General features: G+C 62.7%; 23 protein-coding genes, 1 pseudogene and 1 riboswitch. Of the genes and pseudogenes, 12 read left to right on the forward strand and 12 right to left on the reverse strand.

What is annotated here, in order from left to right:
* The first annotated feature begins 195 nt into the window (after positions 1-195).
* From NYR54_RS14980 to NYR54_RS15000, 5 genes are all read left to right on the forward strand, one after another.
* The gene (locus NYR54_RS14980; RefSeq protein ID WP_261516511.1) at positions 196-411 is read left to right on the forward strand and encodes a class I SAM-dependent methyltransferase; all 216 of its coding nucleotides are present in this window, start codon (positions 196-198) and stop codon (positions 409-411) included.
* A gap of 135 nt (positions 412-546) precedes the next feature.
* Positions 547-927: a cupin domain-containing protein gene (locus tag NYR54_RS14985; protein ID WP_261516512.1), complete on the forward strand. Its 381-nt coding sequence runs from the start codon at positions 547-549 to the stop codon at positions 925-927.
* A gap of 93 nt (positions 928-1020) precedes the next feature.
* Positions 1021-1401, forward strand: a complete 381-nt coding sequence (locus tag NYR54_RS14990; RefSeq protein WP_261516513.1) for a DoxX family protein — start codon at positions 1021-1023, stop codon at positions 1399-1401.
* A 195-nt stretch (positions 1402-1596) separates the two neighbouring features.
* Positions 1597-1801: riboswitch (cobalamin riboswitch) on the forward strand.
* A gap of 106 nt (positions 1802-1907) precedes the next feature.
* Positions 1908-3152, forward strand: a complete 1245-nt coding sequence (locus NYR54_RS14995; protein WP_261516514.1) for an aromatic ring-hydroxylating oxygenase subunit alpha — start codon at positions 1908-1910, stop codon at positions 3150-3152.
* A gap of 17 nt (positions 3153-3169) precedes the next feature.
* Positions 3170-4270, forward strand: coding sequence for an FAD-binding oxidoreductase (locus NYR54_RS15000; protein ID WP_261516515.1), 1101 nt, complete (start codon positions 3170-3172; stop codon positions 4268-4270).
* 51 nt (positions 4271-4321) lie between these two features.
* Here NYR54_RS15000 and NYR54_RS15005 read toward each other — a convergent pair whose 3' ends face one another.
* From NYR54_RS15005 to NYR54_RS15015, 3 genes are all read right to left on the reverse strand, one after another.
* Complete coding sequence (locus NYR54_RS15005; protein WP_261516516.1) at positions 4322-5602, reverse strand: TRAP transporter large permease; 1281 nt, start codon at positions 5600-5602, stop codon at positions 4322-4324.
* 3 nt (positions 5603-5605) lie between these two features.
* The gene (locus tag NYR54_RS15010; RefSeq protein WP_261516517.1) at positions 5606-6121 is read right to left on the reverse strand and encodes a TRAP transporter small permease; all 516 of its coding nucleotides are present in this window, start codon (positions 6119-6121) and stop codon (positions 5606-5608) included.
* A gap of 65 nt (positions 6122-6186) precedes the next feature.
* Entirely contained in the window at positions 6187-7158 is a 972-nt protein-coding gene (locus tag NYR54_RS15015) for a C4-dicarboxylate TRAP transporter substrate-binding protein (RefSeq protein WP_261516518.1), read from the reverse strand.
* Positions 7159-7237: 79 nt separating this feature from the next.
* Between NYR54_RS15015 and NYR54_RS15020 the strand changes: the two genes are divergently transcribed.
* Both NYR54_RS15020 and NYR54_RS15025 read left to right on the forward strand, forming a co-directional pair.
* Entirely contained in the window at positions 7238-7948 is a 711-nt protein-coding gene (locus tag NYR54_RS15020; RefSeq protein WP_261516519.1) for a GntR family transcriptional regulator, read from the forward strand.
* Positions 7949-8066: 118 nt separating this feature from the next.
* Positions 8067-10676: a PAS domain S-box protein gene (locus tag NYR54_RS15025; RefSeq protein WP_261516520.1), complete on the forward strand. Its 2610-nt coding sequence runs from the start codon at positions 8067-8069 to the stop codon at positions 10674-10676.
* A 23-nt stretch (positions 10677-10699) separates the two neighbouring features.
* Here the strand turns inward: NYR54_RS15025 and NYR54_RS15030 are convergent, their stop codons facing one another.
* Both NYR54_RS15030 and NYR54_RS15035 read right to left on the reverse strand, forming a co-directional pair.
* Positions 10700-12172 carry a pyridoxal phosphate-dependent decarboxylase family protein gene (locus tag NYR54_RS15030; RefSeq protein WP_261516521.1) on the reverse strand — a complete coding sequence of 491 codons (1473 nt, stop codon included), beginning with the start codon at positions 12170-12172 and terminating at the stop codon, positions 10700-10702.
* Positions 12173-12190: 18 nt separating this feature from the next.
* Positions 12191-13276: a PLP-dependent cysteine synthase family protein gene (locus NYR54_RS15035; RefSeq protein ID WP_261516522.1), complete on the reverse strand. Its 1086-nt coding sequence runs from the start codon at positions 13274-13276 to the stop codon at positions 12191-12193.
* A gap of 151 nt (positions 13277-13427) precedes the next feature.
* Between NYR54_RS15035 and NYR54_RS15040 the strand changes: the two genes are divergently transcribed.
* Entirely contained in the window at positions 13428-15413 is a 1986-nt protein-coding gene (locus tag NYR54_RS15040; protein ID WP_261516593.1) for a BTAD domain-containing putative transcriptional regulator, read from the forward strand.
* Positions 15414-15436: 23 nt separating this feature from the next.
* On the opposite strand, the gene NYR54_RS15045 is transcribed toward NYR54_RS15040, so the two are convergent.
* The 3 genes and pseudogenes from NYR54_RS15045 to NYR54_RS15055 form a co-directional block, all read right to left on the reverse strand.
* Entirely contained in the window at positions 15437-15895 is a 459-nt protein-coding gene (locus NYR54_RS15045; RefSeq protein WP_261516523.1) for a DUF1801 domain-containing protein, read from the reverse strand.
* A 12-nt stretch (positions 15896-15907) separates the two neighbouring features.
* The gene (locus NYR54_RS15050; protein WP_261516524.1) at positions 15908-16381 is read right to left on the reverse strand and encodes a DUF1801 domain-containing protein; all 474 of its coding nucleotides are present in this window, start codon (positions 16379-16381) and stop codon (positions 15908-15910) included.
* Positions 16382-16384: 3 nt separating this feature from the next.
* Positions 16385-16773, reverse strand: a pseudogene (locus NYR54_RS15055) (SRPBCC family protein).
* A 79-nt stretch (positions 16774-16852) separates the two neighbouring features.
* Between NYR54_RS15055 and NYR54_RS15060 the strand changes: the two are divergent.
* Complete coding sequence (locus NYR54_RS15060; protein WP_261516525.1) at positions 16853-17968, forward strand: pyridoxal phosphate-dependent aminotransferase; 1116 nt, start codon at positions 16853-16855, stop codon at positions 17966-17968.
* A 19-nt stretch (positions 17969-17987) separates the two neighbouring features.
* Here NYR54_RS15060 and NYR54_RS15065 read toward each other — a convergent pair whose 3' ends face one another.
* Positions 17988-18386 (reverse strand): VOC family protein, encoded by a 399-nt coding sequence (locus NYR54_RS15065; protein WP_261516526.1) that lies wholly within the window; start codon positions 18384-18386, stop codon positions 17988-17990.
* A 52-nt stretch (positions 18387-18438) separates the two neighbouring features.
* Positions 18439-18678 carry a hypothetical protein gene (locus NYR54_RS15070; RefSeq protein WP_261516527.1) on the reverse strand — a complete coding sequence of 80 codons (240 nt, stop codon included), beginning with the start codon at positions 18676-18678 and terminating at the stop codon, positions 18439-18441.
* Between the two features lie 127 nt (positions 18679-18805).
* Here NYR54_RS15070 and NYR54_RS15075 point away from each other — a divergent pair, with 127 nt between their 5' ends.
* The 3 genes from NYR54_RS15075 (at position 18806) to NYR54_RS15085 (ending at position 22064) form a co-directional block, all read left to right on the forward strand.
* Positions 18806-19969, forward strand: coding sequence for an isovaleryl-CoA dehydrogenase (locus NYR54_RS15075; protein ID WP_261516528.1), 1164 nt, complete (start codon positions 18806-18808; stop codon positions 19967-19969).
* 65 nt (positions 19970-20034) lie between these two features.
* Positions 20035-21642 (forward strand): carboxyl transferase domain-containing protein, encoded by a 1608-nt coding sequence (locus NYR54_RS15080; protein ID WP_261516529.1) that lies wholly within the window; start codon positions 20035-20037, stop codon positions 21640-21642.
* A gap of 68 nt (positions 21643-21710) precedes the next feature.
* On the forward strand, positions 21711-22064 hold the full coding sequence (locus NYR54_RS15085; protein ID WP_261516530.1) for a DUF2200 domain-containing protein: 354 nt from the start codon (positions 21711-21713) through the stop codon (positions 22062-22064).
* Between the two features lie 48 nt (positions 22065-22112).
* Here NYR54_RS15085 and NYR54_RS15090 read toward each other — a convergent pair whose 3' ends face one another.
* Positions 22113-22685, reverse strand: a complete 573-nt coding sequence (locus tag NYR54_RS15090; RefSeq protein ID WP_261516594.1) for a DUF922 domain-containing Zn-dependent protease — start codon at positions 22683-22685, stop codon at positions 22113-22115.
* 100 nt (positions 22686-22785) lie between these two features.
* A complete protein-coding gene (locus NYR54_RS15095) occupies positions 22786-23223 on the reverse strand; it encodes an SAM-dependent methyltransferase (RefSeq protein ID WP_261516531.1) in 438 nt (145 codons plus the stop codon).
* Positions 23224-23384 lie beyond the last annotated feature (161 nt).

A 23384-nucleotide genomic window follows, 5' to 3' on the forward strand; every position in this document is an offset into this window, starting at 1 on the left:
AATCGCCCTTCCTGAAATCGCCCCGTAACAGCCCCGCACGAGACTGCCAGGGTCAGGCCATGGCCTGACCTTTTGTTCACGAGTGCGAAGGGAAAAACAATGCAACGAAGCCTTCTCGAATACGACCGCCAGGAAAGCGGTCCGGAGCGGGGTTAAGTCTACCCGCTGGCTATTCCGGCGCCGAGTTTCAGCGCCTTGAAAGGCAGGGGGTTTCTCCGCGACCTGGCTGAGGATCTGCTGTGGTCGGCAGGCATCGCAAAAGGCATGCGGGTGCTCGACCTGGGCGGCGGTGTGGGCGACGCCTCGCTGATTGCCGGTGAGCTGGTGGGTCCCACCGGCTTTGTGGTCGGTGTTGACCGCTCGCCCGCCGCTCTAGCCATGGCGGAAAGGCGGGCCGTGCAGGCCGGCTGATGCTACCGGGCGCGCTTTGCCGCCGCCGAGCTCGACAGCTTCGAGCCTCAGGAAACCTTCGATGCGATCATCGGTCGCCTAATTCTCATGTATCTGCCCGATCCCGCGGCTCACGCAGGAAGCAGGTTCCGTCTAATGGCTTGGTGTCGTCTACAGGACCATTCTCCGCCCCAAGGAAAGCGGCGGGACCATCGATTATCGGGGGTTTTTTCGCCACCCGGCTCAGGCCCGCCCCAGCACATCCACCACAGGGAGGACGAGAACTTCGTGCTGCACTCCGGACGGTACGGATTCTGGCTCGATGGCGATATCGCGCCGAAAGGATCCGGTGAAACGGTCTTCGTGCCGCGCGGCAGGGAACACACATACCGTGTTGCCAGAACCGTGCCCTCGCGACACCTTACCGTTTTGACGCCCGGCGGCTTGGAGGCTTCTTCGAAGCCGTGGCGCTTAATGGGTACCGCATTCCCGAAGACATGCCGGCCGTCGAGGCATGGGCCATACGCTAGCACCTAACCTTCACCGGCCCGCCGATGAGCGCCGGGCAGCGTTCACTTGCCTGCCGAGAGGCTTTCGATAGATTGCCGGCCGTCAACAACGGTGGGAATCATGCAAATCAACGAATACAGACCTCAGGCCCTTGCTGTTCTGCGCATCGTCTCCGCGCTTCTGTTTCTTGAACACGGGACCCAGAAGCTTTTTGGCTTCCCGGGCACCGGTCAGACTGTCGATTATGTTTCCCTCATGGGGTTGGCAGGCGTTCTGGAATTCGTGGGCGGGATCATGCTGATCGTGGGCTTCAAGACCCGCATCGTCGCTTTCATTCTGAGCGGCATGATGGCGGTTGCCTACTGGATGGTTCACGCCCCGCAAAGCTTCTACCCCGTGCTGAACGGCGGCGACGCGGCCATATTGTTCTGCTTCGTGTTTCTCTATCTGGTCTTTGCCGGTCCCGGCAGCTGGAGCGTCGACGGCAAGGCGGCCAGGTAAACGCCTCAGCCCTAGCTTCCCTGCTCTTCTATTGCACGGGCATCGCCTTCCGCGAAGCTGAATGCACGTGCTATCGGCGGCAAGCCCTATGGGCAGTGCCGCCGATGATTGCCGTGTCCCGAACGCATTCGGGCGATTGTCGCCTGAGGCATTTTCCATGTCGTTTTCATGTTCGCCCCGGACATCCGCCCATGCTCATCTTTAGGTGTTCAGGGTGCTCTCCGGCGAAAATGCCGGAGAGATAATTGGGAAGCCGGTGAGAAGCCGGCGCTGCCCCCGCAACGGTAACGAAGTTCAAGTTCCGGCTTGAGCCACTGGGCGCATTGCCCGGGAAGGTGCTGGAAACGGTCCGCCAGGACAGCTTCGAAGCCCGGAAACCAGCCTTGAACGATCTGGAACCGACTGATCGCGGTGGGCGATCAGGAGGCGGTGTGCCACGGGCGGCATGCCCTGGCTTTCCTTCCTCCATCACCACCAGTTCAGTCCTTTGCGCTGCGAGGACGGACATGGACGCACGTAACGAAATGCTGAGGCTGATCCAGAACAGGCGCCAGGGATTCAGCCTGCCCCGGCCATTCTACAACGCCCCCGACTTTTACCGGCTCGACCTTGAACTCGTATGGTATCGCGAATGGCTTTTCGTTGGCCATGAATGCGAGATCGCCAAGCCCGGCAGCTATTTTACGGTGCAAGTGGGCGATTATCCGGTGGTGGTGGTGCGCGGACGGGACGGCATCATCCGGGCGCTGCACAACAGCTGCCGTCACCGGGGCAGCCGCGTCTGCACCGGACGGAAGGGCACGGCGGCGAGGCTGGTCTGCCCCTATCACCAATGGACCTATGACCTCGACGGTTCGCTCCTTTTCGCGCGCGAGATGGGTGAGGCGTTCTGCAAAGAGGACTTCAGCATGAAGCCGGTGGCCTGCGAGAGCGTTGCCGGCTACATCTTCATCTGCCTTGCCGAAGAGCCTGCCGACTTCACGCCCTTCCGCGAGACGATGGAGCCCTATTTCGCGCCGCACAACCTGGCGGAAACCAAGGTGGCCCATGAGGCGACCATCATCGAAAAGGGCAACTGGAAGCTCGTCTGGGAGAACAACCGCGAGTGCTATCACTGCTCCGCGAACCACCCCGAGCTCTGCAAGACCTTTCCGGAAGCGCCCACGGTGACAGGCGTAAGCGGCGCTGAAAAAGACCCCGAGATCATGGAGCATTGGTCGCGCTGCGAGGCGGCGGGGCTGCCCTCGCGTTTCCGCATCGACGAGGCAGGGCAGTATCGCGTCACACGCGCGCCGCTTCTGCGCGATGCGGTGAGCTACACCATGACGGGCAGGCCGGCGGTGAAGCGCAGGCTTTCGGATCGCGTATCCGAGCGCATCGGCACGCTGATGCTCTACCACTACCCGACAACATGGAACCACATTCTGGGCGACCACGCTGTGACCTTCCGCGTGCTGCCGCTGAGCGCGACCGAGACGGCGGTGACCACCAAGTGGCTGGTGCACAAGGATGCGGTGGAAGGCGTCGACTACGACCTCAAGGAGCTGATCCACGTCTGGACCGAGACCAACGACGAGGACCGCCGCATCGTCGAGGAGAACGCCCTGGGGGTGAAGTCTCCGGCCTATGAGCCCGGCCCCTATTCTCCCGTGCATGAAGGCGGCGTGATCCAGTTCGTCGAATGGTACGCCAGCTTCATCGGGCCAAGGCTCGCCGAGGGCGCCGACACGAAGCTACGCCGCGTCGCCTGAGGAGCCGGAGAGAAGGCATGAACGCCGTGCACCCGCCCGGGCTTTACCGCCATCTCGACGAGATGACGCCGTGGGATGATCGCCTTCAGGTATTGGAAGTGATAAGCGTGACCGATGAGGCGCCGCAGGTGAAGACCTTCACCTTCCGCTCCGATGCGCAGGCCTGGTTCCGTTACAAGCCCGGTCAGTTCATCACGCTGGAACTGCCCAAGGCAGGCGGGCCCTTGCTGCGGACCTACACGCTCTCCTCCTCGCCATCGCGGCCGTTTTCGATCTCGGTGACGGTGAAGGCGCAGGCGGAAAGCATCGGCTCGCGCTGGATGTTCGATTATCTAAAGCCGGGCGACCGCGTAAAGGCCGATGGCCCCTCCGGCGAATTCTCCCATCACAACCATCCGGCGGAGAAGTATCTGTTCATCTCCGCCGGTTCCGGCGTCACGCCGATGATGTCCATGCTGCGCTGGATGCACGACTGCGCGCCCGAAACGGACGTGGCCTTCATCAACTGCGCGCGCAGTCCCGAGGACATCATCTTCCGCAAAGAGCTGCAGCTTATCGGCAGCCGAATGCCGGCCCTGTCGCTAGCCTTTCTGGTCGAGCAGCGATCGAACCGCGAGACCTGGTCCGGCCTTCTGGGCCGCATCAATGCGACTCGTCTTCAGCTCCTTGCTCCGGATTTTCTGGAGCGTGAAATCTTCTGCTGCGGCCCGGCGCCGTTCATGCGCACGGTCCGGGCCATTCTGGAAGCCGCTGGCTTCGACATGGCGCACTACCATCAGGAGAGCTTTTGCGCTCCGGCGGTGGAGGAAGTTCCAGCCCCGTTTTCCACCACGGAGAGGACAGCGCCCGCAGCGGAAGCATTTCTCTTGCGCTTCAGTCTATCCGGAGTCGAGGCCTCATGCCCTCCCGGTGAGACCGTGCTTCAGGCCGCACGCGCCGCAGGCGTACGCATTCCCTCGGCCTGCGAGTTCGGCCTCTGCGGCACCTGCAAGGTGAAGAAGAGTTCCGGCGAGGTGGCGATGAGCCACAATGGCGGCATTCTGGATGAGGAGATCGCCGAAGGGTTCATCCTTGCCTGCTGCTCAAGGCCCCTCACCGCGATCGAGATCGAGGCATGACCATGCCCAGCCGGCGGCCTCCCGCTGGCTGGGCGGGTGCAGTTTCGTGACTTACCCGAATGCGAGGTTAGGCAGCCAGAGTACGAGCCCGGGCACAAACAGAAGCACGAGGATCAGTGCGATTATCGTTCCCAAAAAGGGGAGCGACTCGATCGTGTACTCCTCGATCTTCACATTCATCAGCGAGCACACGGCGTACATGGCCACGCCCACTGGAGGCGTCATGCCACCCATGGTGACGATGCTCATCATCAATATGCCGAAATGGACCGGGTCGATGCCGATCTGCGTGACGATGGGCACGAAAATCGGGGTCAGCAGCAGCACCAGCACGGTGCTTTCGACGAAGCAGCCGGCAATCAGCAGGAAAAACAGGATCAGGATCACCGTCACATGCGGATTGGTGATGCCCTCCAGCATCCAGGACGAGATGCCCTGCGGCACCTGCAGATAGATGATGGCGAAGCCGACCATGCCCGACATCAGGATGATGATCATGATCAAGCCGATGTCGGAAATGGCGTGAGCGAAGGCACGCTTCACCTTCTCGAAGGTCATCTCGCGATGGGCGAGGAAGCCGACGAGGATGGCATAGACCACGGCAAAGGCGCCAACTTCGGATGGCGTGAAGATGCCGCCGCGGATGGTCAACACCAGCGCAACCGGAAAAAGCAGCGCCCATTTCGCGCCCCAGATAGCTGAAAGCAGGGCGCGGAAGGTCGGGCGCTCGGTGTCAGCGACCACATAGTTGCGGCGCTTGGCAATGATGTAGGTGGTGGTCATCAGGCCGGCCATCATCAGGAGGCCCGGAATGATGCCGGCAATGAAGAGCCGTCCGATCGAGACATTGCCGACATAGCCGTAGAGGATGAGGCCGATCGAGGGCGGGATGGTCGCTGTGATCAGTGAGCCGACGGCAATCGCCGCAGCCGAAAAGCCCTTGCCGTAACCCTTCTGGATCATCGTCGGACCGAGGATGCGCGCCTCCATGGCCGCATCGGCCACCGCCGAGCCGGACACGCCGCCCATGACAGTAGACAGCACGATGGCCACCTGTGCGAGCCCTCCCGCCATCCAGCCGACCGCAACATAGGAGAAGCGGAACAGACGCTCGGTGATGCCGCTTTCGTTCATCAAATGGCCGGCGAAGACGAAGAAGGGAACGGCGAGAAGGGGAAAGCTCTGGCTCATCGTCGCGATCTTCTGCACCGCGATCGACATCGGCATGGTGTCGCTGGTGGCGAAGAACATGAACCCCGAAATGCCGATGGCGAACGCGACCGGCAATCCAAGAAACATCAGAACGAAGAAAACAGCCGTGACGAGAACCATGCGTCAAAGCTCCGCGCCGGAGATCTTGGCATCATCGCTGCGGCTGTAAATGAGTTTCGAGCCGTCATGCCGGCCCGGCCACGCCCGCACAATATTGTTGAGCAGCGCGATAGCGAGCATCACGCAGCCGGCTGGGACCGCGGACGTGACCCAGGCATAGGAGATGCCGCTGTCGCCAAACTGGCGGCGCATGTTGAGAGTCGTCAACTGATAGCCTTCGACGGCCAGGAGCCCGAGAAAGACGAACACGATGATCGAAAGCACCAGTTCCAGCCTGAACCGGTGTTTCAGGGGCAGCCAGCGGATCAGAAGGTCGATCCCGAGATGGCCCTTTTCGCGCATCGCCCGCGTGGCGCCCAGGAAGCAGAGCCAGATGAAGAGCAGCTGCGCCGTATCGACCGACCAGATGAGCGGATGGCCGAAGGTGCGCGCGACCGCCGCCAGAAAGACAAGGGCCACGATGGCGGCCAGAAGCAGGGAAGCGACAAGGAATTCAAGCTGGGCGAGACGGCGGAGCATGAGTCACCCTGTGAATGGATCGCGCGGACACTGAGGCGTCCGCGCGCATTGGAGAAGAAGCGAACTTATTCGCTGGCGATGGCCTGCAGCTCTTCGCGCAGATCGCCGTAGCCTAGCTTGTCATAGACGCCGGCCGTCGCCTCGCGGAAGGGCGTCACGTCGATCTCGGCCACTTCCATCCCGTTGGCCTTGAGCTGCTCTTCGATTTCGGCCAGCGCGTCGCGCGTGCCGTAGGAGGCGGTATCGCCTGCCTTCAGGGCTTCCTCGCGCAGGATGGTCTGCAGTTCAGCGGGCAGGCTGTCGAACCAGGCCGCGCTCGTCACCAGACCGGTGATCAGGTTGATGTGTCCGGTCTTGGTGAGATGCTTGGTCACCTCGTAGAGCTTCGAACCGTATCCCGCGGGGAGTTGGGCCTCGACCGAATCGATCACGCCCTGCTGAAGCGCCGAATAGACCTCGGCATAGGGCATCGGCGTCGGCGTTGCGCCCATCGCGGTGATCGTTTCGATCCAGACTGGCGCGCCCGGCGTGCGCATGCGCGAGCCTTCAAGGTCCGCCGGTTCCGTGACCGGCTCATTGGTCCAGAGCTGCCGTTCGCCCTGCCACCAGTTGAAGGACAGAATCTGCAGACCGGCCGAATCGCGCAGCTTGCCGACCCATTCCTCGAAAAGCGGCGAGGTCACGACCTTACGGATTCCCTCGTAGCCGGACGCGAGATAGGGCGCACCCAGAACGCCGAATTCCTCCTGATACACCGCAAGACGCCCGCCATCGACAACGACGGCAACAGGTGCGCCTGCACGTCCCTGCTCCAGCACGTCCTCGTCCGGGCCGAGCTGCGAGTTCGGGAAGAGCTTGACTTCAATAGCGCCTTCGGAACGTTCCGCGACCGCGTCACGGAAGGCCTCCAGCCCCTTGTAGAGCGGATCGTCCGTGGTGAGTGCCGTGTTGATGCTGAGCGTGTAGTCCGCAGCCTGCGCCGGCTGCAAAGCAACAAAGGAGCAGGCGGCAAGCAAGAGCTTGAGAGCGAGCTTCATGATTTCCTCCCTAAGGAATGAGGTTAGTTAGCCGTTTAGCATCTTTCGCAGACTAGAATGGTAGTATATAACTGTCAACATGACAATGAAATCCGGACTCACGCTTCTTCCCGATGAGAGCCGCAGCCTGCGTCAGGCAACGATCGGCAACCGGGTGTTCGAGGCGCTGCGCAAGGCCATCGTCCAGCTGCAGCTAAGGCCCGGAAACCCTTTGTCCGAAGCTGATATAGGGCGCCAGCTCGGCGTTTCCCGCCAGCCGGTGCGGGAGGCCTTCATCAAGCTGGCTGAAATCGGGCTCGTTGAAATCAGGCCGCAGCGGGGCACTTTCGTGCGGCTGATTTCGGTGCGTGAGGTGCAGAATGCGCGCTTTCTGCGCGAGGCGATCGAGGTGGCGATTGCTCGCAAGGCCGCATCCCAAACGACCCTGGAGCGGGTGCGCGGCCTGAGATCGATTGTCGAAGAGCAGCACATCGCCGCGCGCGAGGGGGATACTGTCTCCTTTCTGCGGCTCGACGAAGCGTTTCACCAGGCACTGGCACGAAGTGTTGATTGCGAAGACGCCTGGCGGGTGCTCGAAGGACTAAAGGCTCAGATGGACCGCGTACGCTATCTGTCGCTGCCCGATGCCACTCCGCTGGAGATCATCATCGCGCAACATCAGAAGATCGTGGATGGGGTCGAAGGCGGCTCGTCAGAACAGGCCGAAACTGCGATGCGCCATCATCTCTCGGAGATTTTGATCTCCCTTCCCAAACTGGCGAAAGAGCGATCGGAATTCTTCACCGATTGACGCCGCCGGCAGCAGTCAACGCAATCTCCCCAACGAAAATAATGGTGGAATTGTGCCGGAACCCGGAACAAATCATGTCTCCGGGCGTTGGGCACCGACGATCCCGTTCGGGGGAATAATGAACGATATCAGACCGGGCCGCGAAATCGAGGCGTTGGAAAAGACGTTCGGTGCGGGGAAATTACTGGATTCTTTGCCAATCGGTGTGTGCTGCTGCGGCTGTGACGGTCGCATTCGCCAGATAAACCGTCGCGCGCGAGAGCTTTGGGGCCGCAGTCCGGAGACGGACGAGCGCTTCGATGGCGCATACCGTCTTTTCCTTCCCGATGGCACACCAGTGGCACGTGAAGAGGCGCCCATGGCGCAGGTGCTTCGCACCGCCAGACCGGTTCGCAACCGCCCTTTCAATATAGAGCGGCCGGACGGGCGGCGCATTAAGATCGTGGCCGATGTCGAGCCGCTGTTCGATGAAGACGGTGCACTCGTCGGTGCGGTGAACTGCTTCCGGGAGGCCGATGAAGCCGCAGCGGCGGGCGACAATACTCAGCTAAGCAGCGACGTTGACGACTCTTTCGAGAACGGGGCCGTTGCCCTTCACATAGTGGACAGAAACGGCATCATCCTCCGGGCCAACAGGGCCGAGCTCGATCTCCTGGGCTATGAGGAAGCCGAGTATGTCGGCCATCACATCTCCGAGTTCCATGCCGACAAAGCTGCCCTTGAGCATATATTGGGCCAGCTTGCCCGCGGCCAGAAGGTCGACCAACATCCTGCCCGGCTAATCGCGAAGGATGGTTCCATTCGGCACGTGCTCGTCACCTCGAATGCCTGCTTCCGCGACGGCGCGTTCGTGCGTACCCGATGCTTCACCATTGACGTGACGGCGTCCAGGCATGCCGAGGAGCAGGCGCAGGAGCGCGAGCGCCGCCTTCAGGAAGTTCTGCTGGAAGTACCCGTTGCCGTTTACATGACGGATGCGGACGGCGTGCTTACCTTCTGCAACCGCGCCGCCATCGAAATGGCGGGCCGTGAGCCGCGGATCGGCCACGACAAATGGTGCGTTTTCGGCCGTCTCTTTTCGGTCGAAGGAGCTCCTCTGCCCCTCGAACAATCCACCGCAGCCACTGCGCTGCGGGAAAAGAGGTTTGTCGACAGCGTGGAATTCATCGGCGAGCGCCCCGACGGCAGCCGCGTGCGCGCCATCGCCTATCCGATGCCCCTCTTCAAGGAGAACGGCCGCCTCGTCGGCCTGGTCAACATGATGGTAGACATCAGCGAACGCCATCGGGCGGAAGTGGAATCCGCCTATCTGGCGGCTATCGTCTCATCGTCCTCCGATGCCATCGTCAGCAAGACGCTCGACGGCATCATCCAGTCCTGGAATGCGGGCGCCACGCGCATTTTCGGATATCTGCCCGAAGAGATCATCGGGCAGCCTGTCACCACCATCATTCCGCCGGAACTGCAGGACCAGGAAGAGGAAATCCTGTCACGCTTGCGGCGCGGAGAGCGGATTAATCATTTCGAGACGGAGCGCCTCACGAAAGACGGGCGGCGCATCGATATCTCGCTCACGATCTCGCCCATCCACGACCGTAGCGGCCGGATCATCGGCGCCTCGAAGATTGCGCGCGACATTACCGATCGCAAACGCGCGGAGCGGCTTCAGCGCCTACTCATCAGCGAGCTCAACCACCGGGTCAAGAACACGCTTGCCACCGTCCAGTCGATCGCGAACCAGACGGTGCGCTACGCCAGAAATCCGCAAGAGGCTGCCGCCAGCTTCAGCGGCCGAATCCAGGCGCTCGCGCACACGCACGATCTGCTGACGCGCAACTCATGGCAGGGTGCTGATGTGCTGAGGCTCGCGCGCGATCAACTTCTCTTCGACGGCGCCGAAGACAGCCGCATCTCGTTTTCCGGCCCGGCGCTTACCCTAGACCCGCATCCCACGCTGCATCTGGCGCTGATCCTGCACGAATTGGGCACCAATGCGCGAAAATACGGATCGCTCTCGGTTCCGGAAGGCCGGCTGGACGTGAACTGGACGCTGCGCAGCGGCAATGAGGGAAGCCGCCTTCTGCTGAGCTGGCGTGAAAGCGGCGGCCCGCCCGTCAAAGCGCCGACACAGCGAGGCTTCGGCACGACGCTCATCAAGAGAAGCCTTGCCTCCCATGGAGGAGAGGTGTCCATCGACTATCGGGCGGAAGGCCTTGTCTGCCACATCATGCTTCCGGTTCCCGAGCGCACGCACTCGGACGAGAGCGGTTTCGCAAACGCGATCCCCGTCACGACGTCCAGGCCAGCCGCCGAGCGGGCGAGTTCGGAGTCTGCCGGCCTCAGAGACCTGCGGGTTCTGGTAGTGGAGGACGAGGCGCTCATCGCCATGGATATCGTGGCGACGCTTACGGAGGCGGGTTGCAAAGTGGTCGGCCCCGCTGCCACCGTGGAAACGGCCGAGAAGCTCATCGCGACGGAGGAAATCGATGCGGCGCTGCTGGACGCCAATCTTGACGGGCGGTCAGTGGAAACGATCGCCGTGAAGCTGACACGCAATCGAATTCCTTTCGCCTTCCTCACCGGATATGAGCGCGAGGCGCTGCCTGAGGCCTTCCGCGAGGCGCCGCTTATCAGCAAGCCTTTCACGCGCAGCGCTGCCATAGACATGCTTTCCCTCCTGACCGCCTCTGATAGCACAGTGGTCCGCATGCCGAGCAGAGGCGGATAACCCCTGACGGCTGGCCGCCGCGTTCATATCCCGGAAATCTGCCGTCCTAGGCGAACGGTCTCCCGGATGAGGAGTTCGAGGTCGTCTCGACGCGTCCGATGATTGTTGATGGCGACCCTGAGACAATGTTCCCCATGCACGGTCGTGTCGGAAAGGGCTGCGGTCCCCTGCTCCTGCAAACGCAACATGATTTCCGTGTTGAGCGCCTTCAGCGCCTCGGCTGAAACAGCGCCGGGGCGGAAACGGAAGCACACGATATTGATGCTGGTCGGTGCAACGAGTTCGAGAAACGGCTCTTCCACGATCAACTGGGTGAGAAAGGCGGCTTGCGCGATGTTCTGGTCGATCAGCCGCCCGAACGCCTCCACCCCATGCTCCTTGAGCGCCATCCAGACCTTGAGCGCCCGGAAACTACGCGTAGTCTGCAGCCCGTATTCATAGAGCCATCGTCCGGATGCCAGCCCGCGCGGGGTCGACTCCAGATATTCAGGCGTAACCGCAAAGCTTTCCCGGTGAGCGGTGGCATTGCGGATCAGGATGCAACCGACGTCGAATGGCGCATGTAGCCATTTGTGGGGATCGAGCGCAACAGAATCGGCGTGTTCGAGGCCGCAGACGCGATAGGCATTCCTCGGCGCGATGGCAAGGAGCGCGCCGATGCAGCCGTCGACGTGAAGCCAAAGATCTTCCTCCGCAGCAAGTCGTGCAAGCGCCTCGAGATCGTCAATAGCACCGGTGTTCACCGTTCCCGCGTTTGCGATGATGCAGACTGGACGAAAACTCTCGGCACGGTCCTCAGCGATCGCCCGGCGCAGCGCGGTAAGATCGATCCGCAGGTCCTCACCCGTCGCGATCCGCCGCAGGGCGCGATTGCCCAGCCCCAGCACCTCCAGCGCCCTGCGATGGCAGCTATGGATCTGGTCCGAACCGTAATATCGCAGAGGCTTGGAAATGGCGGCGACACCCTCTTCCCGCACATCCACACCCGCCTTGAAATTGCGCGCGACCGTCAGCCCGATGAGATTGGCCATCGAACCGCCGCTGAGCAGAGTGCCGCTGGCGGAAGCCGGGAAGCCGACCATCTCCTTGCACCAGTTTACCACCTGCTCATCCATAAGGGCGGCGGCATGGCTGCCGCCCCCGAGATTCGAACCCTGAACCGCAGCCAGGAAATCCGCCAGCGCTCCGGTGAAGTTGCCCGATCCCATGTACCAGGACCAGAAGCGCGGATGAACGTTGCCCATCGGATAGGGCATCAGCTTCTCCGTCACCTGCCGGTAGACCTCCGCCGTGGGAGCAGGTTTCCGCGGGAGCGGAGCCTGAAAGAAGGTTCGCACCTCTTCGGGCATTTCGCGCCACACGGGCCGTCTGCGGATGTCGCGCATATAATCGATGGAGTCATCGACGATGCGGTGCGAGAGCGCCCGCATTTCGTCCCAATCGCCGGGATCGAGGGTTTCCTCCATCTCGGCGGCAACGTCCGCAAACGGCCTCATGGGCACCTCCCTGCTGCCCTAGGCGGCGAACTGAAAGCCCGGCGTTGAGCGCGAGAGGGCCAGTTCTTCCTCGTCCATATCCGCCTCGATCGACTCGAAGAGCGGCGTTGTCATGTAACGCTCCCCGGTATCGGGCAGCATGCACAGAATGACAGAGCCTGAGGGGGCGCGCTCGGCCACCTGCCGCGCGGCCGCGAATGTGGCGCCGCCGGAAATCCCGGTGAAGATGCCCTCGTTCTGGGCTAGCGCCTTCGTCCATTTGATGGCCTCGAGGCCGGCGATCGGCACCACCTCATCGTAATAGCGGGAATCGATCGCCTCCTGCAGCACATGGGGAATGAAATCCGGCGTCCATCCCTGGATTGGATGCGGCTCGAAGGCGGGATGGCTCCTGGCCGGTGCGCCGTCGGGCGTCCGTTCCTGACCATGGCCGCTTCCTATGAGCTGTGCGTTCGCCGGCTCGCTGAGCACGATTCTGGTTTCTGGCCGCTCCCTGCGCAGCACGCGGCCCACACCCGCCACCGTGCCGCCCGTCCCGTAGCCGGTCACGAACCAGTCGAGCCTCGATCCGGCGAAATCGTTGATGATCTCGCGCCCAGTCGTCGCCTCATGAATGTCCGCATTGGCCTTGGTCTCGAACTGCCGTGCCAGGAACCAGCCATTGGCCTCGGCGAGTTCGACGGCCTTCCTGTACATGCCGTAGCCTTTTTCCGCGCGCGGGGTGAGCACCACCTTGGCGCCCAGCATACGCATGAGCTTGCGCCGCTCGATCGAGAAGCTGTCTGCCATGGTAACGACCAGCGGATAGCCCTTCTGGGCACAGACCATGGCTAGGCCGATGCCGGTATTGCCGCTGGTCGCCTCAACGACGGTCTGCCCCGGCTTCAGAGCGCCGGTGCGTTCCGCCTCTTCGATGACATTGAGCGCCAGCCGGTCCTTCACGGACGAGACCGGATTGAAGAACTCGGCCTTCACGTAAATGGTCGCGTGGTCCACACCGAGATTGTTGATGCGGATTACGGGCGTATCGCCCACCGTATCCAGAATACTGTCGAATAGGCGGCCACGTCCTTCCGTAGTGCGTATCGTATCTCGGGTTTTCATGTGAACGCTCCTTTGCGGATCGAGAATGCCCTGCGGGCTGATGATGCGGGGTGCTGCCCCATCGCATTCCATGATAAGGTGTTGCTCACCGCCTGCCGTTGGAGGAGACGTGGAAACGCGCGTGGAATCGGCTCCGCTGGGCGCCGGCAACATGCACATCCGAATGCTCGGCCCGCTGACGATCTGGCGGAACGGTGTAATTGCGCACCTTCCCGCCTCGCGGAAGGTGCAGGCTCTCTTTTCCTATCTGGCGATGACGCCACGTGCGGTGGGCCGCAGCCGACTTTGCGAACTTTTTTGGGACGTGCCCAACGATCCGCGGGGCGAGCTGCGCTGGTGCCTCAGCAAGCTGCGGAACGTTCTTGACGAGCCGGAACGGCATCGGGTGGTCACATCCGGCGACATGGTGGCGCTCGACCTGGCGGACAGCGTTGTGGACGCCATCGAGGTCGAGCGAGCAGCCGGCGAAGGCATGGGAAAGCTCGTGCCGGAACATCTGCGCTGGCTTCTGGGCCTTTTCGCCGGCGACTTCATGGAAGGGCTGGAGATCGACCGCAGCCCCGAGTTCAACAGCTGGCTTACCGCGCAAAGGCGCCGCTTCAGCGCCTTCCACACGGCGGTGATCGAGCATCTGGCGGGCATCCTTCCGGCCGGCAGCGATGAACTCTTTCCGCTTCTGGACAAGTGGATCGAGCTAGCTCCTTACGACGGGCGAGCCCACATCGCGCTGCTGCAGGCGCTCTCCCTGCGGGGCAGGATCGCGGAATGCGAGGCTCATCTCGCTGCCTCCGCCCGGCTGTTCGAGGCCGAAGAACTGGACTTCAGCCCTATCCGGGAAGCATGGCGCACGCTCCGCCACAGCAGCGTGGAGTCGGTGCATGCTATCGCCACCGTTCCGGCTGCTCCATCTTCACTGATAATTGCGCCTCCGGCCGGAGGCGCCCTCGCCTCCCCCCGCGCCTCGCTCGCGGTTATGCCGTTTGGCGACCGGACGAAGGAAGGCGGCGTACGCGATCACCTCGCCGACGGTCTTACGCATGACATCATCACCCGCCTCGCCAAGCTCAGAAGCCTGTTCGTTATCGCGCGAGGCTCCGTCTTCGCTCTGGCGGAGCGGAATGTCGGGCCGGAGGAGGCCGCGCGGATGCTCAATGTCGATTATGTCGCCAGCGGCACCGTGGGAAGACAGGCGGGACGCCTCTCCGTTACGGTCGAACTGGCGGAAGCGCGAACGGCCAGGATCGTCTGGGCCGAGACATTTGACTGCAAAGCGGACGATGCTTTCCTCGTGCTTGACGAGATCGGAAACAGGATCGTCTCTTCCATCGCCAGCGAGATCGAGACGGCGGAGCGCAACCGCGCCATCCTGAAGCCGCCCAATTCGCTCAATGCCTGGGAGGCATACCATCGCGGCCTGTGGCACATGTACCGCTTCACCAAGGCCGACAATGAGCAGGCGGCGCACTTCTTCTCCATGGCAGCGCGGCTAGACCCTACCTTCGCCCGCGCGCATGCCGGACTGTCCTTCACCCACTGGCAGAACGCATTCCAGCATTGGGCGGACCGCCAGCGCGAGACGGACCTCGCTTTTGAGGCGGCCAGCCGCAGCCTCATCGTGGACGAGCATGACCCGGCCGCCCACTGGGCGATGGGTCGGGCTCTCTGGCTTCGCGGCCGTCAGGACGCGTCGCTTGCCGAGCTGGAGCGGGCGATCGATCTCAGCCCGAACTTCGCGCTTGGCCACTACGCGCTTTCTTTCGTCCAATCCCAGTCGGGGGATCCGTGCGCCGCCATCGGCTCCTCGGACCATTCGCGCAGCCTGAGCCCGTTCGATCCGCTGCTGTTCGCCATGATGGGTGCGCGCGCAATGGCCCATGTGCGCCTGGGCGAATTCGAAGAGGCGGCCGAATGGGCGCTGAAAGCGGCTGCGCGACCTAACGCTCATATGGTCATCCAGGCGATTGCTGCCCACTGTCTGGCACTGGCCGGCCGCGTTGAAGAAGCAAAACTTTTCGCGCGCATCATCCGCGAAACCCTGCCGGATTACAATGTGGACGAATTCCTGGCCACGTTCCGTTTCTCGCCCGATGCGGAAGCCCTTTTCAGAAAGGGCGCCGAGCGGGTCGGCCTCAGCTGAGTGCTGGCATCCGCGTTCCTGCTTCAGGCGCCCTTCGCGCTTCTTCGAGAACGGGTCGCACCCTGCGCGGACACGTTCAGCGCCACGGCGGCGCGGACGAGCGCCTTGAACGCTTCGCTGTCGATCTGATCGCCTTCGCTAAAGTCGATCGCGCGCCGCGCATTTCCCTCAAGGCTGGCATTGAAAAGACCTGCAGGGTCTTCGAGCGCCGCACCCCGGGCGAAGGTGAGCTTCACCTTGTCCTTGTACGTCTCGCCGGTGCAGACGATCCCGTCATGTTCCCACACCGGGACGCCCAGCGGGTTTGACGGTTTCCTCCACTTCACCGTCTCGACCACATGCGGATCGGCCTCGCGGATGAGGGCGCGGAGCCTGGCGAGCAACTCGCCGCGCCAGTCTCCTAGCGATCTGATCCGCTCATCGATGAGGTGGGACGGGTTCTCCATGTCGTCCTGATCGAGCCGGCCCTGCTTACCCGCCATCTCTTTCTTCTCTCACATCTTCTCGCCCGGCAGTTTGCTCGCCTGCTTCACCCAATCGGCAAACTGAGCCTCATCGAACCCGCCTTCATAGATATCGAGATAGCGCACATCCGGATGTTTCGATTTACTGGGCGGAACGGGGTCGAGAGAGGCGCCGCGGAAGAAGGCGACCTTCACGTATTTCGCGAAGCAATGGAAACTGAGAAACCACGAGCTCTCCTCGACGCCATAGAAGGGCGAGTTCCATTTGACCGCTTTGTTGACGCCGGGGACGGTGCGCTCGATGATTTCGTCGAGGCGCCGCCCGAGCGCGCTTTTCCAGCCCGGCATTGCGGCGATATAAGCCTGAACCGGCTCATTGCCATAGCCCTTGGGAATTTGCGGGTTGCCGCCGGAGAGCAGCACCACTTCGTCGGTCTGCGTCTTCTCCGCCTTCCGCCTGGTCGCGGACCCGCCGGGCGTCTGCTTGCCTGGCTCCTTTGCCATCCCCTACTCCTGCTCGATGATGCGCCGACCGCGCCATCTTACGGCATGGGGCAGCACGAGCATATAGAGCCCCTTGGCTCCGCGATAGTAGGGCTGCTGATCCGGCCGGAAGTCCAACTGCTCCATACGTAACCGCGTTGGTGACGATGCTGGTGAAATCCTTGGTATCCCACGTATAGGAAGAGTGTCCTGTGCGGCTCGACCGTGCGAACCCGGCATGCGACGGCACCCCAGTCCGCACTCAGATTGAAGCGGTGATCCGCAACCGGTTGAAATCGTTTTTCATCAGCCACCCCTTGTGGCTGCGTGAGCGCGCGCCAGATCTTTTCCGGAGGATGGGAGAACTCGCGCTCGACCACCACCGAGAACGTTTCCGGCGCAGAATCCGTCATTGCCGGGTCAAGGCTCACCTGCCCGTTGCGCGAAATCCCCACGGCGAGCATAAGGGCTTGAGGAGCCTGGAACTTCATCATGACTGATCGACCTTCTCTCACGCCGCTTGTCGCCTCCCTGCCCGCAACAGTCCCCTTTGTGGGGCCGGAGGCGCAGGAGCGTGCGCGCGGCCGCCCGTTCCGCGCCCGGCTCGGCGCCAATGAGAATGGGTTCGGCCCCTCTCCTGCCGTGGTGGAGGCGATGCGGGCAAGCACGCCGGAGATGTGGAAATACTGCGATCCGGAGAACCACGAGCTGCGCCAGGCCCTTGCCGAACTGCACGGCGTGGCGCCGGAAAACATCGTCATCGGAGAAGGGATCGACGGACTGCTCGGATTGACCGTGAGGCAATACGCGCAGACAGGTGACCCGGTCGTCACCTCGCTTGGTGCCTATCCAACCTTCAACTTCCATGTATCAGGCTTCGGCGCACGCCTTGTCACGGTTCCCTACGAGGATGACAGGGAAAGCCTCGATGGCCTGCTCGACGCGGCACGGCGCGAGAAGGCCTGCATCGTCTATCTTTCCAACCCCGACAACCCGATGGGCACGTGGTGGGAGGCCGAAGACATCCTGCACTTCATCGAGGCCTTGCCGCCCACGACGCTTCTCATCCTGGACGAAGCCTATGGCGAGACGGCCCCCGCGTCTGCCCTGCCGCCCATCGACGTTTCCCGGCCGAATGTCTTGCGCATGCGTACATTTTCCAAGGCTTATGGCCTTGCGGGGCTGCGCTGCGGATACGCCATCGGCGAGGCGGAAACGATCCGCGCCTTCGAGAAGGTGCGCAACCATTTCGGCGTGAACCGGATGGCGCAAGCCGCCGGCCTGGCCGCGTTGAAGGATCGGGCGCATCTTGAGCGGGTGGTGAAGGCGGTGGGGTTCTGCCGGCAACGCCTTTCTGCGATTGCCGAGGCGCATGGGCTGAAGGCGCTACCGTCCGCCACCAACTTCGTCACCATCGACTGCGGGCGCGACGGGGCCTTTGCACTGCGCGTGCTTCAGGAGCTTGCCGAGCGCGATGTGTTCGTGCGCAAGCCAATGGCGCCGGGACTCGACCGCTGTATTCGCGTCAGCGTGGGGCTGGAGGCGGAAATCGCCATCTTCGAGGCAGAGCTGGGACCGGCGCTCGCGGCGGCACGGAGTGCTTCATAGAGGCACCCGCCTCCTTGCATTACGCCGTTGCCACCGGCACCGGCGATGAAATGTCGAGAAGCGTTCCCACCGGATCGCGAAGAAGCATGCGCCGCTGGCCATAGAACATATCCGTGGGCGGCTCCAGGACATCCGCGCCCATGGCCTCGGCTCTTTCAAAGGCAATCAAGACATCATCCACCACGAAAGTGAGGTATCCGCCGCCGAAGCTGCGTCTTGCAATTTCGGGCGTGACTTCGCTCGACCGGGAGATGATGCCGAGCTCGAACCGCGGCCCGTCGGAAGGAACCATCACGATGTACCAGTCGCTCTCATAAATGATGTCCAGCTCGAAAAGCGTGCCATAGAAGTCCCGCATCGCGGCGAGGTCATCCGCTGCGATGTTGTACATGGTGCGGTGGATCTTCGACGCGGGCATGCGTTCCTCGCTTGTCGGCCCGGCCCGGCAGGAGACCGGACTTGCAACCGGGCTATCCCAGATCCTCTTCCCCACCGTGACCGTAATGCTGGTGCAGGATTTCCACCAGCTCGGCCACCTTGCCCGTCGGCAGGGGGCGAAAGTCGTTGACCAGGGCCTCATCGTTAACGACCCAGGCGTGAGCCTCGGCAAGCTCCGTCTCGTTTGCTCCGGTTGCCGCCAGCTCGGCCAAAAGCTGCTTGTCCACCGGCCCAAGAATCCTTTCGACACCATCCCGGGTCAGCGTGGTCATGGCAAACTCCTTCACCAGCGTTGTATGCTCGTAGAAACGATCCCTCGCGCTCAACGGTTCCGCGGGAACCCGTTCAGCCGGGGCGCATGGGCTATATGTGTATTCTCGCGTGCATCTGGGAGGCGTCATGTACACGCACACGATGAGCTTCGGCCTCGGGGAAGAAATCGAAGCGCTGCGCGATACGGTCTCCCGCTTCGCCCGGGAGAAGATCGCGCCGATTGCGGCCGAAATCGACCGCAACAACGATTTCCCGAGCCATCTCTGGAAGGAAATGGGAGAACTCGGCATTCTGGGCATCACCGTGGAGCCTGAATGGGGCGGCGTGGGCCTCGGCTATCTCGCGCATGTGGTGGCCATGGAGGAAATCTCCCGCGCCTCGGCCTCGGTGGGCCTTTCCTACGGTGCGCATTCCAATCTCTGCGTGAACCAGATCCGCCGCTGGGGCACGCCGGAGCAGAAGCGGAAGTACCTCTCTCCACTCTGCGCCGGCGAGGCGGTGGGCGCGCTCGCCATGTCCGAGACCGGCGCGGGCTCAGACGTGGTGTCCATGCGCCTCAGGGCGGATAAGAAGAACGACCGCTATGTGCTGAATGGCTCCAAGATGTGGATCACCAACGGGCCGGACGCGGACACGCTGGTGGTCTATGCCAAGACGGACGAGGAGGCAGGCAGCAGGGGCATCACGGCCTTCATCATTGAGCGCGGAATGCCGGGTTTCTCGGTTGCGCAGAAGCTTGACAAGCTAGGCATGCGCGGCTCCAGCACGGGGGAACTCGTCTTTGAGGATGTGGAGGTGCCCTTCGAGAATGTGCTGGGCGAGGAAGGCCGGGGCGTGGAAGTTCTCATGTCCGGCCTCGACTACGAGCGCGTGGTGCTGGCCGGCGGGCCGCTCGGTATCATGGCGGCCTGCCTAGATGTGGCAGTCCCCTATGCACGCGAACGCAGGCAGTTCGGTCAGCCAATCGGCAGCTTCCAGCTCATTCAGGGTAAGCTTGCCGACATGTACACCACGCTGAATGCCTGCCGGGCCTATGTCTATGCGGTGGCAACCGCCTGCGACAGGGGCGAAACGACGCGCAAGGACGCGGCGGGCTGCATCCTCTACGCCGCCGAACGGGCCACGCGGATGGCGCTCGATGCGATACAGATTCTCGGCGGCAACGGCTATATCAACGACTATCCCGCCGGCCGGCTGCTGCGGGACGCCAAGCTCTACGAGATCGGCGCCGGGACGAGCGAAATCCGCCGCTGGCTGATCGGGCGGGAGATCATGGCAGAGCCCGATTGATCTGTCATTTTCCCTTCGATCTGCCGTAGAGTGAGCGCGGAATCGAAGTGATCCGCCGAGGAGCCATGCCGGTCATCCGATCGCAGCTTTCCACCTCTTCCGAAACCTTCCGCGCCAATGAGGCCCGGATGACGGCCCTGCTGGCCGACCTGGCCGAGAAGGCGGCGCTGATCGAGCGTGGAGGACCTGAAGATGCGCGCAGGCGACACGTTACGCGCGGCAAGATGCTGCCGCGCGAGCGCATCGCCACGCTGCTCGACACTGGTGCGCCGTTCCTTGAGATCGGCCAGTTTGCCGCCTGGGGCATGTATGAGGGCGATGTGCCTTCCGCCGGCCTCATTGCAGGCGTCGGGCGTGTGGAGGGCCGCGAGGTCATGGTCGTCGCCAATGACGCGACTGTGAAGGGCGGCACCTACTATCCCCTCACGGTCAAGAAGCATCTGCGCGCCCAGGAGATCGCTTTCCAGAACAACCTGCCCTGCATCTATCTGGTGGATTCGGGCGGCGCAAACCTGCCCCACCAGGATGAAGTTTTCCCCGACCGCGATCACTTCGGCCGCATCTTCTACAACCAGGCCAACATGTCGGCGGCGGGCATTCCGCAGATCGCCTGCGTGATGGGCTCCTGCACGGCGGGCGGCGCCTATGTGCCGGCCATGAGCGACGAAACGGTCATGGTGCGCGGCAACGCCACCATCTTTCTTGGCGGCCCGCCTCTGGTGAAGGCGGCAACAGGCGAGGAGGTTTCCGCCGAGGCGCTGGGAGGAGCGGAGGTGCACACGCGCCAATCAGGCGTCGCAGACCATTATGCGATGGATGAGGAGCACGCCCTCGCCATCGTGCGCCGCATCGTAAGAAATTTGAATCGCACCAAGCGGATAGATCTGCAACTTCAGAAACCGATTCCGCCTCTTTACGATCCACATGAAATCTACGGCCTCATCCCACCCGATCTGCGACAGCCGCTGGAGGTGCGCGAGGTGATCGCGCGCATCGTGGATGGCTCAGAGCTGGACGAGTTCAAGCAGAACTACGGGACAACCCTCATCGCCGGTTTTGCGCATCTTCACGGAATGCCGGTGGGGATCCTGGCCAACAACGGCGTGCTCTTTTCCGAATCCGCGCTTAAGGGCGCGCATTTCGTCGAGCTTTGCTGCCAGCGGGGCATCCCGCTCATCTTTCTGCAGAACATCACCGGCTTCATGGTGGGCGCGAAATACGAGGCCAGCGGCATCGCCAAGGACGGCGCCAAGCTGGTCACGGCCGTTGCCACCGCACAGGTGCCGAAGATCACCGCCATCATCGGCGGCTCCTTCGGCGCAGGCAATTACGGCATGTGCGGCCGCGCCTTCTCGCCCCGCTTCCTGTGGATGTGGCCCAATGCACGCATCTCCGTCATGGGCGGCGAGCAGGCGGCGACGGTGCTTTCAATCATCCGGCGCGAGAGCATCGAGCGCCGGGGCGAAACGTGGAGCGAAGAGGAGGAGGCCGAGTTCAAGAAGCCGATCCTCGAAAAATACGAGCGCGAGGGCCACCCGCTCTATTCCTCCGCGCGGCTCTGGGACGACGGCATCATCGACCCGGCGAAGACCCGCGAGGTGCTGGCACTTTCCCTCTCTGTGGCCCTGAACGCGCCCGTCGGGGAAACGAAGTTCGGGATTTTCCGGATGTGAGGAGAGCATTGCGGCGGTGGGAGGCAACGCTGCAGGGCGGAAGCGATTGACCCGGGAGGGAGAAGCCAATGGCTGGCCATCGGATTTACAAGGTGAGTTTCGCGAGCATCTATCCGCATTACGTGGCGAAGGCGGAGAGGAAGGGGCGGACCAAGGAGGACGTCGACCAGATCATCTTCTGGCTGACCGGGTATGACCGCGACGGTCTCGAAGGCATCCTGAAGGACGGGACGGACCTTGAGACCTTCTTCACCAACGCCCCTGCCCCCAACCCCTCGCGCACCCTGATCAAGGGCATAATCTGCGGCGTGCGCGTGGAGGAAATCGAGGAGCCGACCATGCGCGAAATCCGCTACCTCGACAAGCTGATCGACGAGCTGGCGCGCGGCAGAACGATGGACAAGATTCTGCGTAAGGCATGAGGAGGCACAGGTAACGGGCGCAGGCCGCCGACGCTAAGCCTGCGGCACTCAGTCCCCGTTCACGAGCGCCAGGATGAGTCGGTGCACGTTTCCGCCCTTGCCCATCTCCACGCGGTCGAACTCGCGGCTTCTGCGGCGCTGCTCCTCGGAGAGCTCGCCCAGCCTTTTCGTCAGCACCTGACGGATTTTCGTGCAGTCCGGATCATCCTTCACCGTAAGGCCCACGGAGAAGGCCTCGATCTTGCGGACCATGTCCAGGATGATTTCGCCATGGACCCGTTCGTGCTTCTCCACGCCTTCGAGAAAGGCCTGCCAGCGTTCGCGCGTCTCGGGCGGCATGTCGCCCGCGGCCTTCGGCAGCCTATAGGTGATGGTGAGAAACGGCCGGGCCGAGGCGAGCACGCAGCCGCCGTCACGCTTCTGATAGTCGCGGGACCATTTGAGGTCGAAATCCGTAAAGGCGATGACCCGGCCGATGCCGATCTTCGGCCCGTTTTCCCCGATCGAGCGGTAAAGCTCGATGCCCGTCTTGCCGGAGACGGGATAGGTGACGACCTTCTCCACAGGCTTCCATTCCGCCTGCGCCGGAAAGGGCAGCGGCAGTGTGCAGGCGGCAGCCATCAGCGCGACAAGCGGACCTTTTCTCAACGCTCCCTCTCGGATTGGACCATACGCTGAAGTGCCAGCGAGATGGGAAGCCCGTCAAGCCTTCACGCTTCCATCATTCCTCGGCTGCCGGCGAGATAGCCCGCAAGGGATCACCCCCATCGATGAAGAGCCGGCCATGCGGCGCGAGAGCCGTGGCGATGCAGCGCATCGCCCGCTTCCCGGCCTCCGGATGGCGTCCGTCAAGAGCGCCCACCCGGATCGCGACGGCAATGTGGTAGGGCGCCTCTCTTGGCTCGAGCGCGAAGCTTTCCGCCTCAGCCTGGCGCAGGCTGAGGAGCCCCGCCTCGATTTCCGCGGCGCACAGGTGGCGCGCCATGGCAATTGCTTTGTCCGACCGGTCAATCCCGAGCACATGTCCATCGCCGATACGCCTGGCCATTTCCCGTGCGAGGGCGCCCGTTCCGCAGCCGATTTCCAGTACGCGCATGCCCGGTCTCAGCGGCAACGCGTCCGCGATAGCCATAAGCCGTGCTGAAAGAACCTGGACCAAAGTGCTTCGTCCCCTCCTCTCTCCATGAATTTACCGGCGCCTTTGGGACAACGGAACAGGGTGCGCGGTTCCCTGCCGATCGACCGGCGCGGCTGACTTCCGGCTTATGGCCCCATGACGCTTGCGGCCCCCCGCGCTATAGGTGAGGCAAATCACCCTAC

Source organism: Chelativorans petroleitrophicus, from assembly GCF_025398195.1.
GTDB lineage: Bacteria > Pseudomonadota > Alphaproteobacteria > Rhizobiales > Rhizobiaceae > Chelativorans > Chelativorans petroleitrophicus.

Coding starts and splice junctions, on each gene's coding strand:
- NYR54_RS15085 (WP_261516530.1), top strand. CDS start 21,711: ATGGCTGGCCATCGGATTTACAAGGTGAGTTTCGCGAGCATCTATCCG.
- NYR54_RS14990 (WP_261516513.1), top strand. CDS start 1,021: ATGCAAATCAACGAATACAGACCTCAGGCCCTTGCTGTTCTGCGCATC.
- NYR54_RS15000 (WP_261516515.1), top strand. CDS start 3,170: ATGAACGCCGTGCACCCGCCCGGGCTTTACCGCCATCTCGACGAGATG.
- NYR54_RS15050 (WP_261516524.1), bottom strand. CDS start 16,381: ATGGCAAAGGAGCCAGGCAAGCAGACGCCCGGCGGGTCCGCGACCAGG.
- NYR54_RS15015 (WP_261516518.1), bottom strand. CDS start 7,158: ATGAAGCTCGCTCTCAAGCTCTTGCTTGCCGCCTGCTCCTTTGTTGCT.
- NYR54_RS15030 (WP_261516521.1), bottom strand. CDS start 12,172: ATGAGGCCGTTTGCGGACGTTGCCGCCGAGATGGAGGAAACCCTCGAT.
- NYR54_RS15045 (WP_261516523.1), bottom strand. CDS start 15,895: ATGGCGGGTAAGCAGGGCCGGCTCGATCAGGACGACATGGAGAACCCG.
- NYR54_RS15040 (WP_261516593.1), top strand. CDS start 13,428: ATGCACATCCGAATGCTCGGCCCGCTGACGATCTGGCGGAACGGTGTA.
- NYR54_RS15080 (WP_261516529.1), top strand. CDS start 20,035: ATGCCGGTCATCCGATCGCAGCTTTCCACCTCTTCCGAAACCTTCCGC.
- NYR54_RS15005 (WP_261516516.1), bottom strand. CDS start 5,602: ATGGTTCTCGTCACGGCTGTTTTCTTCGTTCTGATGTTTCTTGGATTG.
- NYR54_RS14985 (WP_261516512.1), top strand. CDS start 547: ATGGCTTGGTGTCGTCTACAGGACCATTCTCCGCCCCAAGGAAAGCGG.
- NYR54_RS15090 (WP_261516594.1), bottom strand. CDS start 22,685: ATGGCTGCCGCCTGCACACTGCCGCTGCCCTTTCCGGCGCAGGCGGAA.
- NYR54_RS14995 (WP_261516514.1), top strand. CDS start 1,908: ATGGACGCACGTAACGAAATGCTGAGGCTGATCCAGAACAGGCGCCAG.
- NYR54_RS15060 (WP_261516525.1), top strand. CDS start 16,853: ATGACTGATCGACCTTCTCTCACGCCGCTTGTCGCCTCCCTGCCCGCA.
- NYR54_RS15075 (WP_261516528.1), top strand. CDS start 18,806: ATGTACACGCACACGATGAGCTTCGGCCTCGGGGAAGAAATCGAAGCG.
- NYR54_RS15010 (WP_261516517.1), bottom strand. CDS start 6,121: ATGCTCCGCCGTCTCGCCCAGCTTGAATTCCTTGTCGCTTCCCTGCTT.
- NYR54_RS15025 (WP_261516520.1), top strand. CDS start 8,067: ATGAACGATATCAGACCGGGCCGCGAAATCGAGGCGTTGGAAAAGACG.
- NYR54_RS15020 (WP_261516519.1), top strand. CDS start 7,238: ATGACAATGAAATCCGGACTCACGCTTCTTCCCGATGAGAGCCGCAGC.
- NYR54_RS15065 (WP_261516526.1), bottom strand. CDS start 18,386: ATGCCCGCGTCGAAGATCCACCGCACCATGTACAACATCGCAGCGGAT.
- NYR54_RS15070 (WP_261516527.1), bottom strand. CDS start 18,678: ATGACCACGCTGACCCGGGATGGTGTCGAAAGGATTCTTGGGCCGGTG.
- NYR54_RS15035 (WP_261516522.1), bottom strand. CDS start 13,276: ATGAAAACCCGAGATACGATACGCACTACGGAAGGACGTGGCCGCCTA.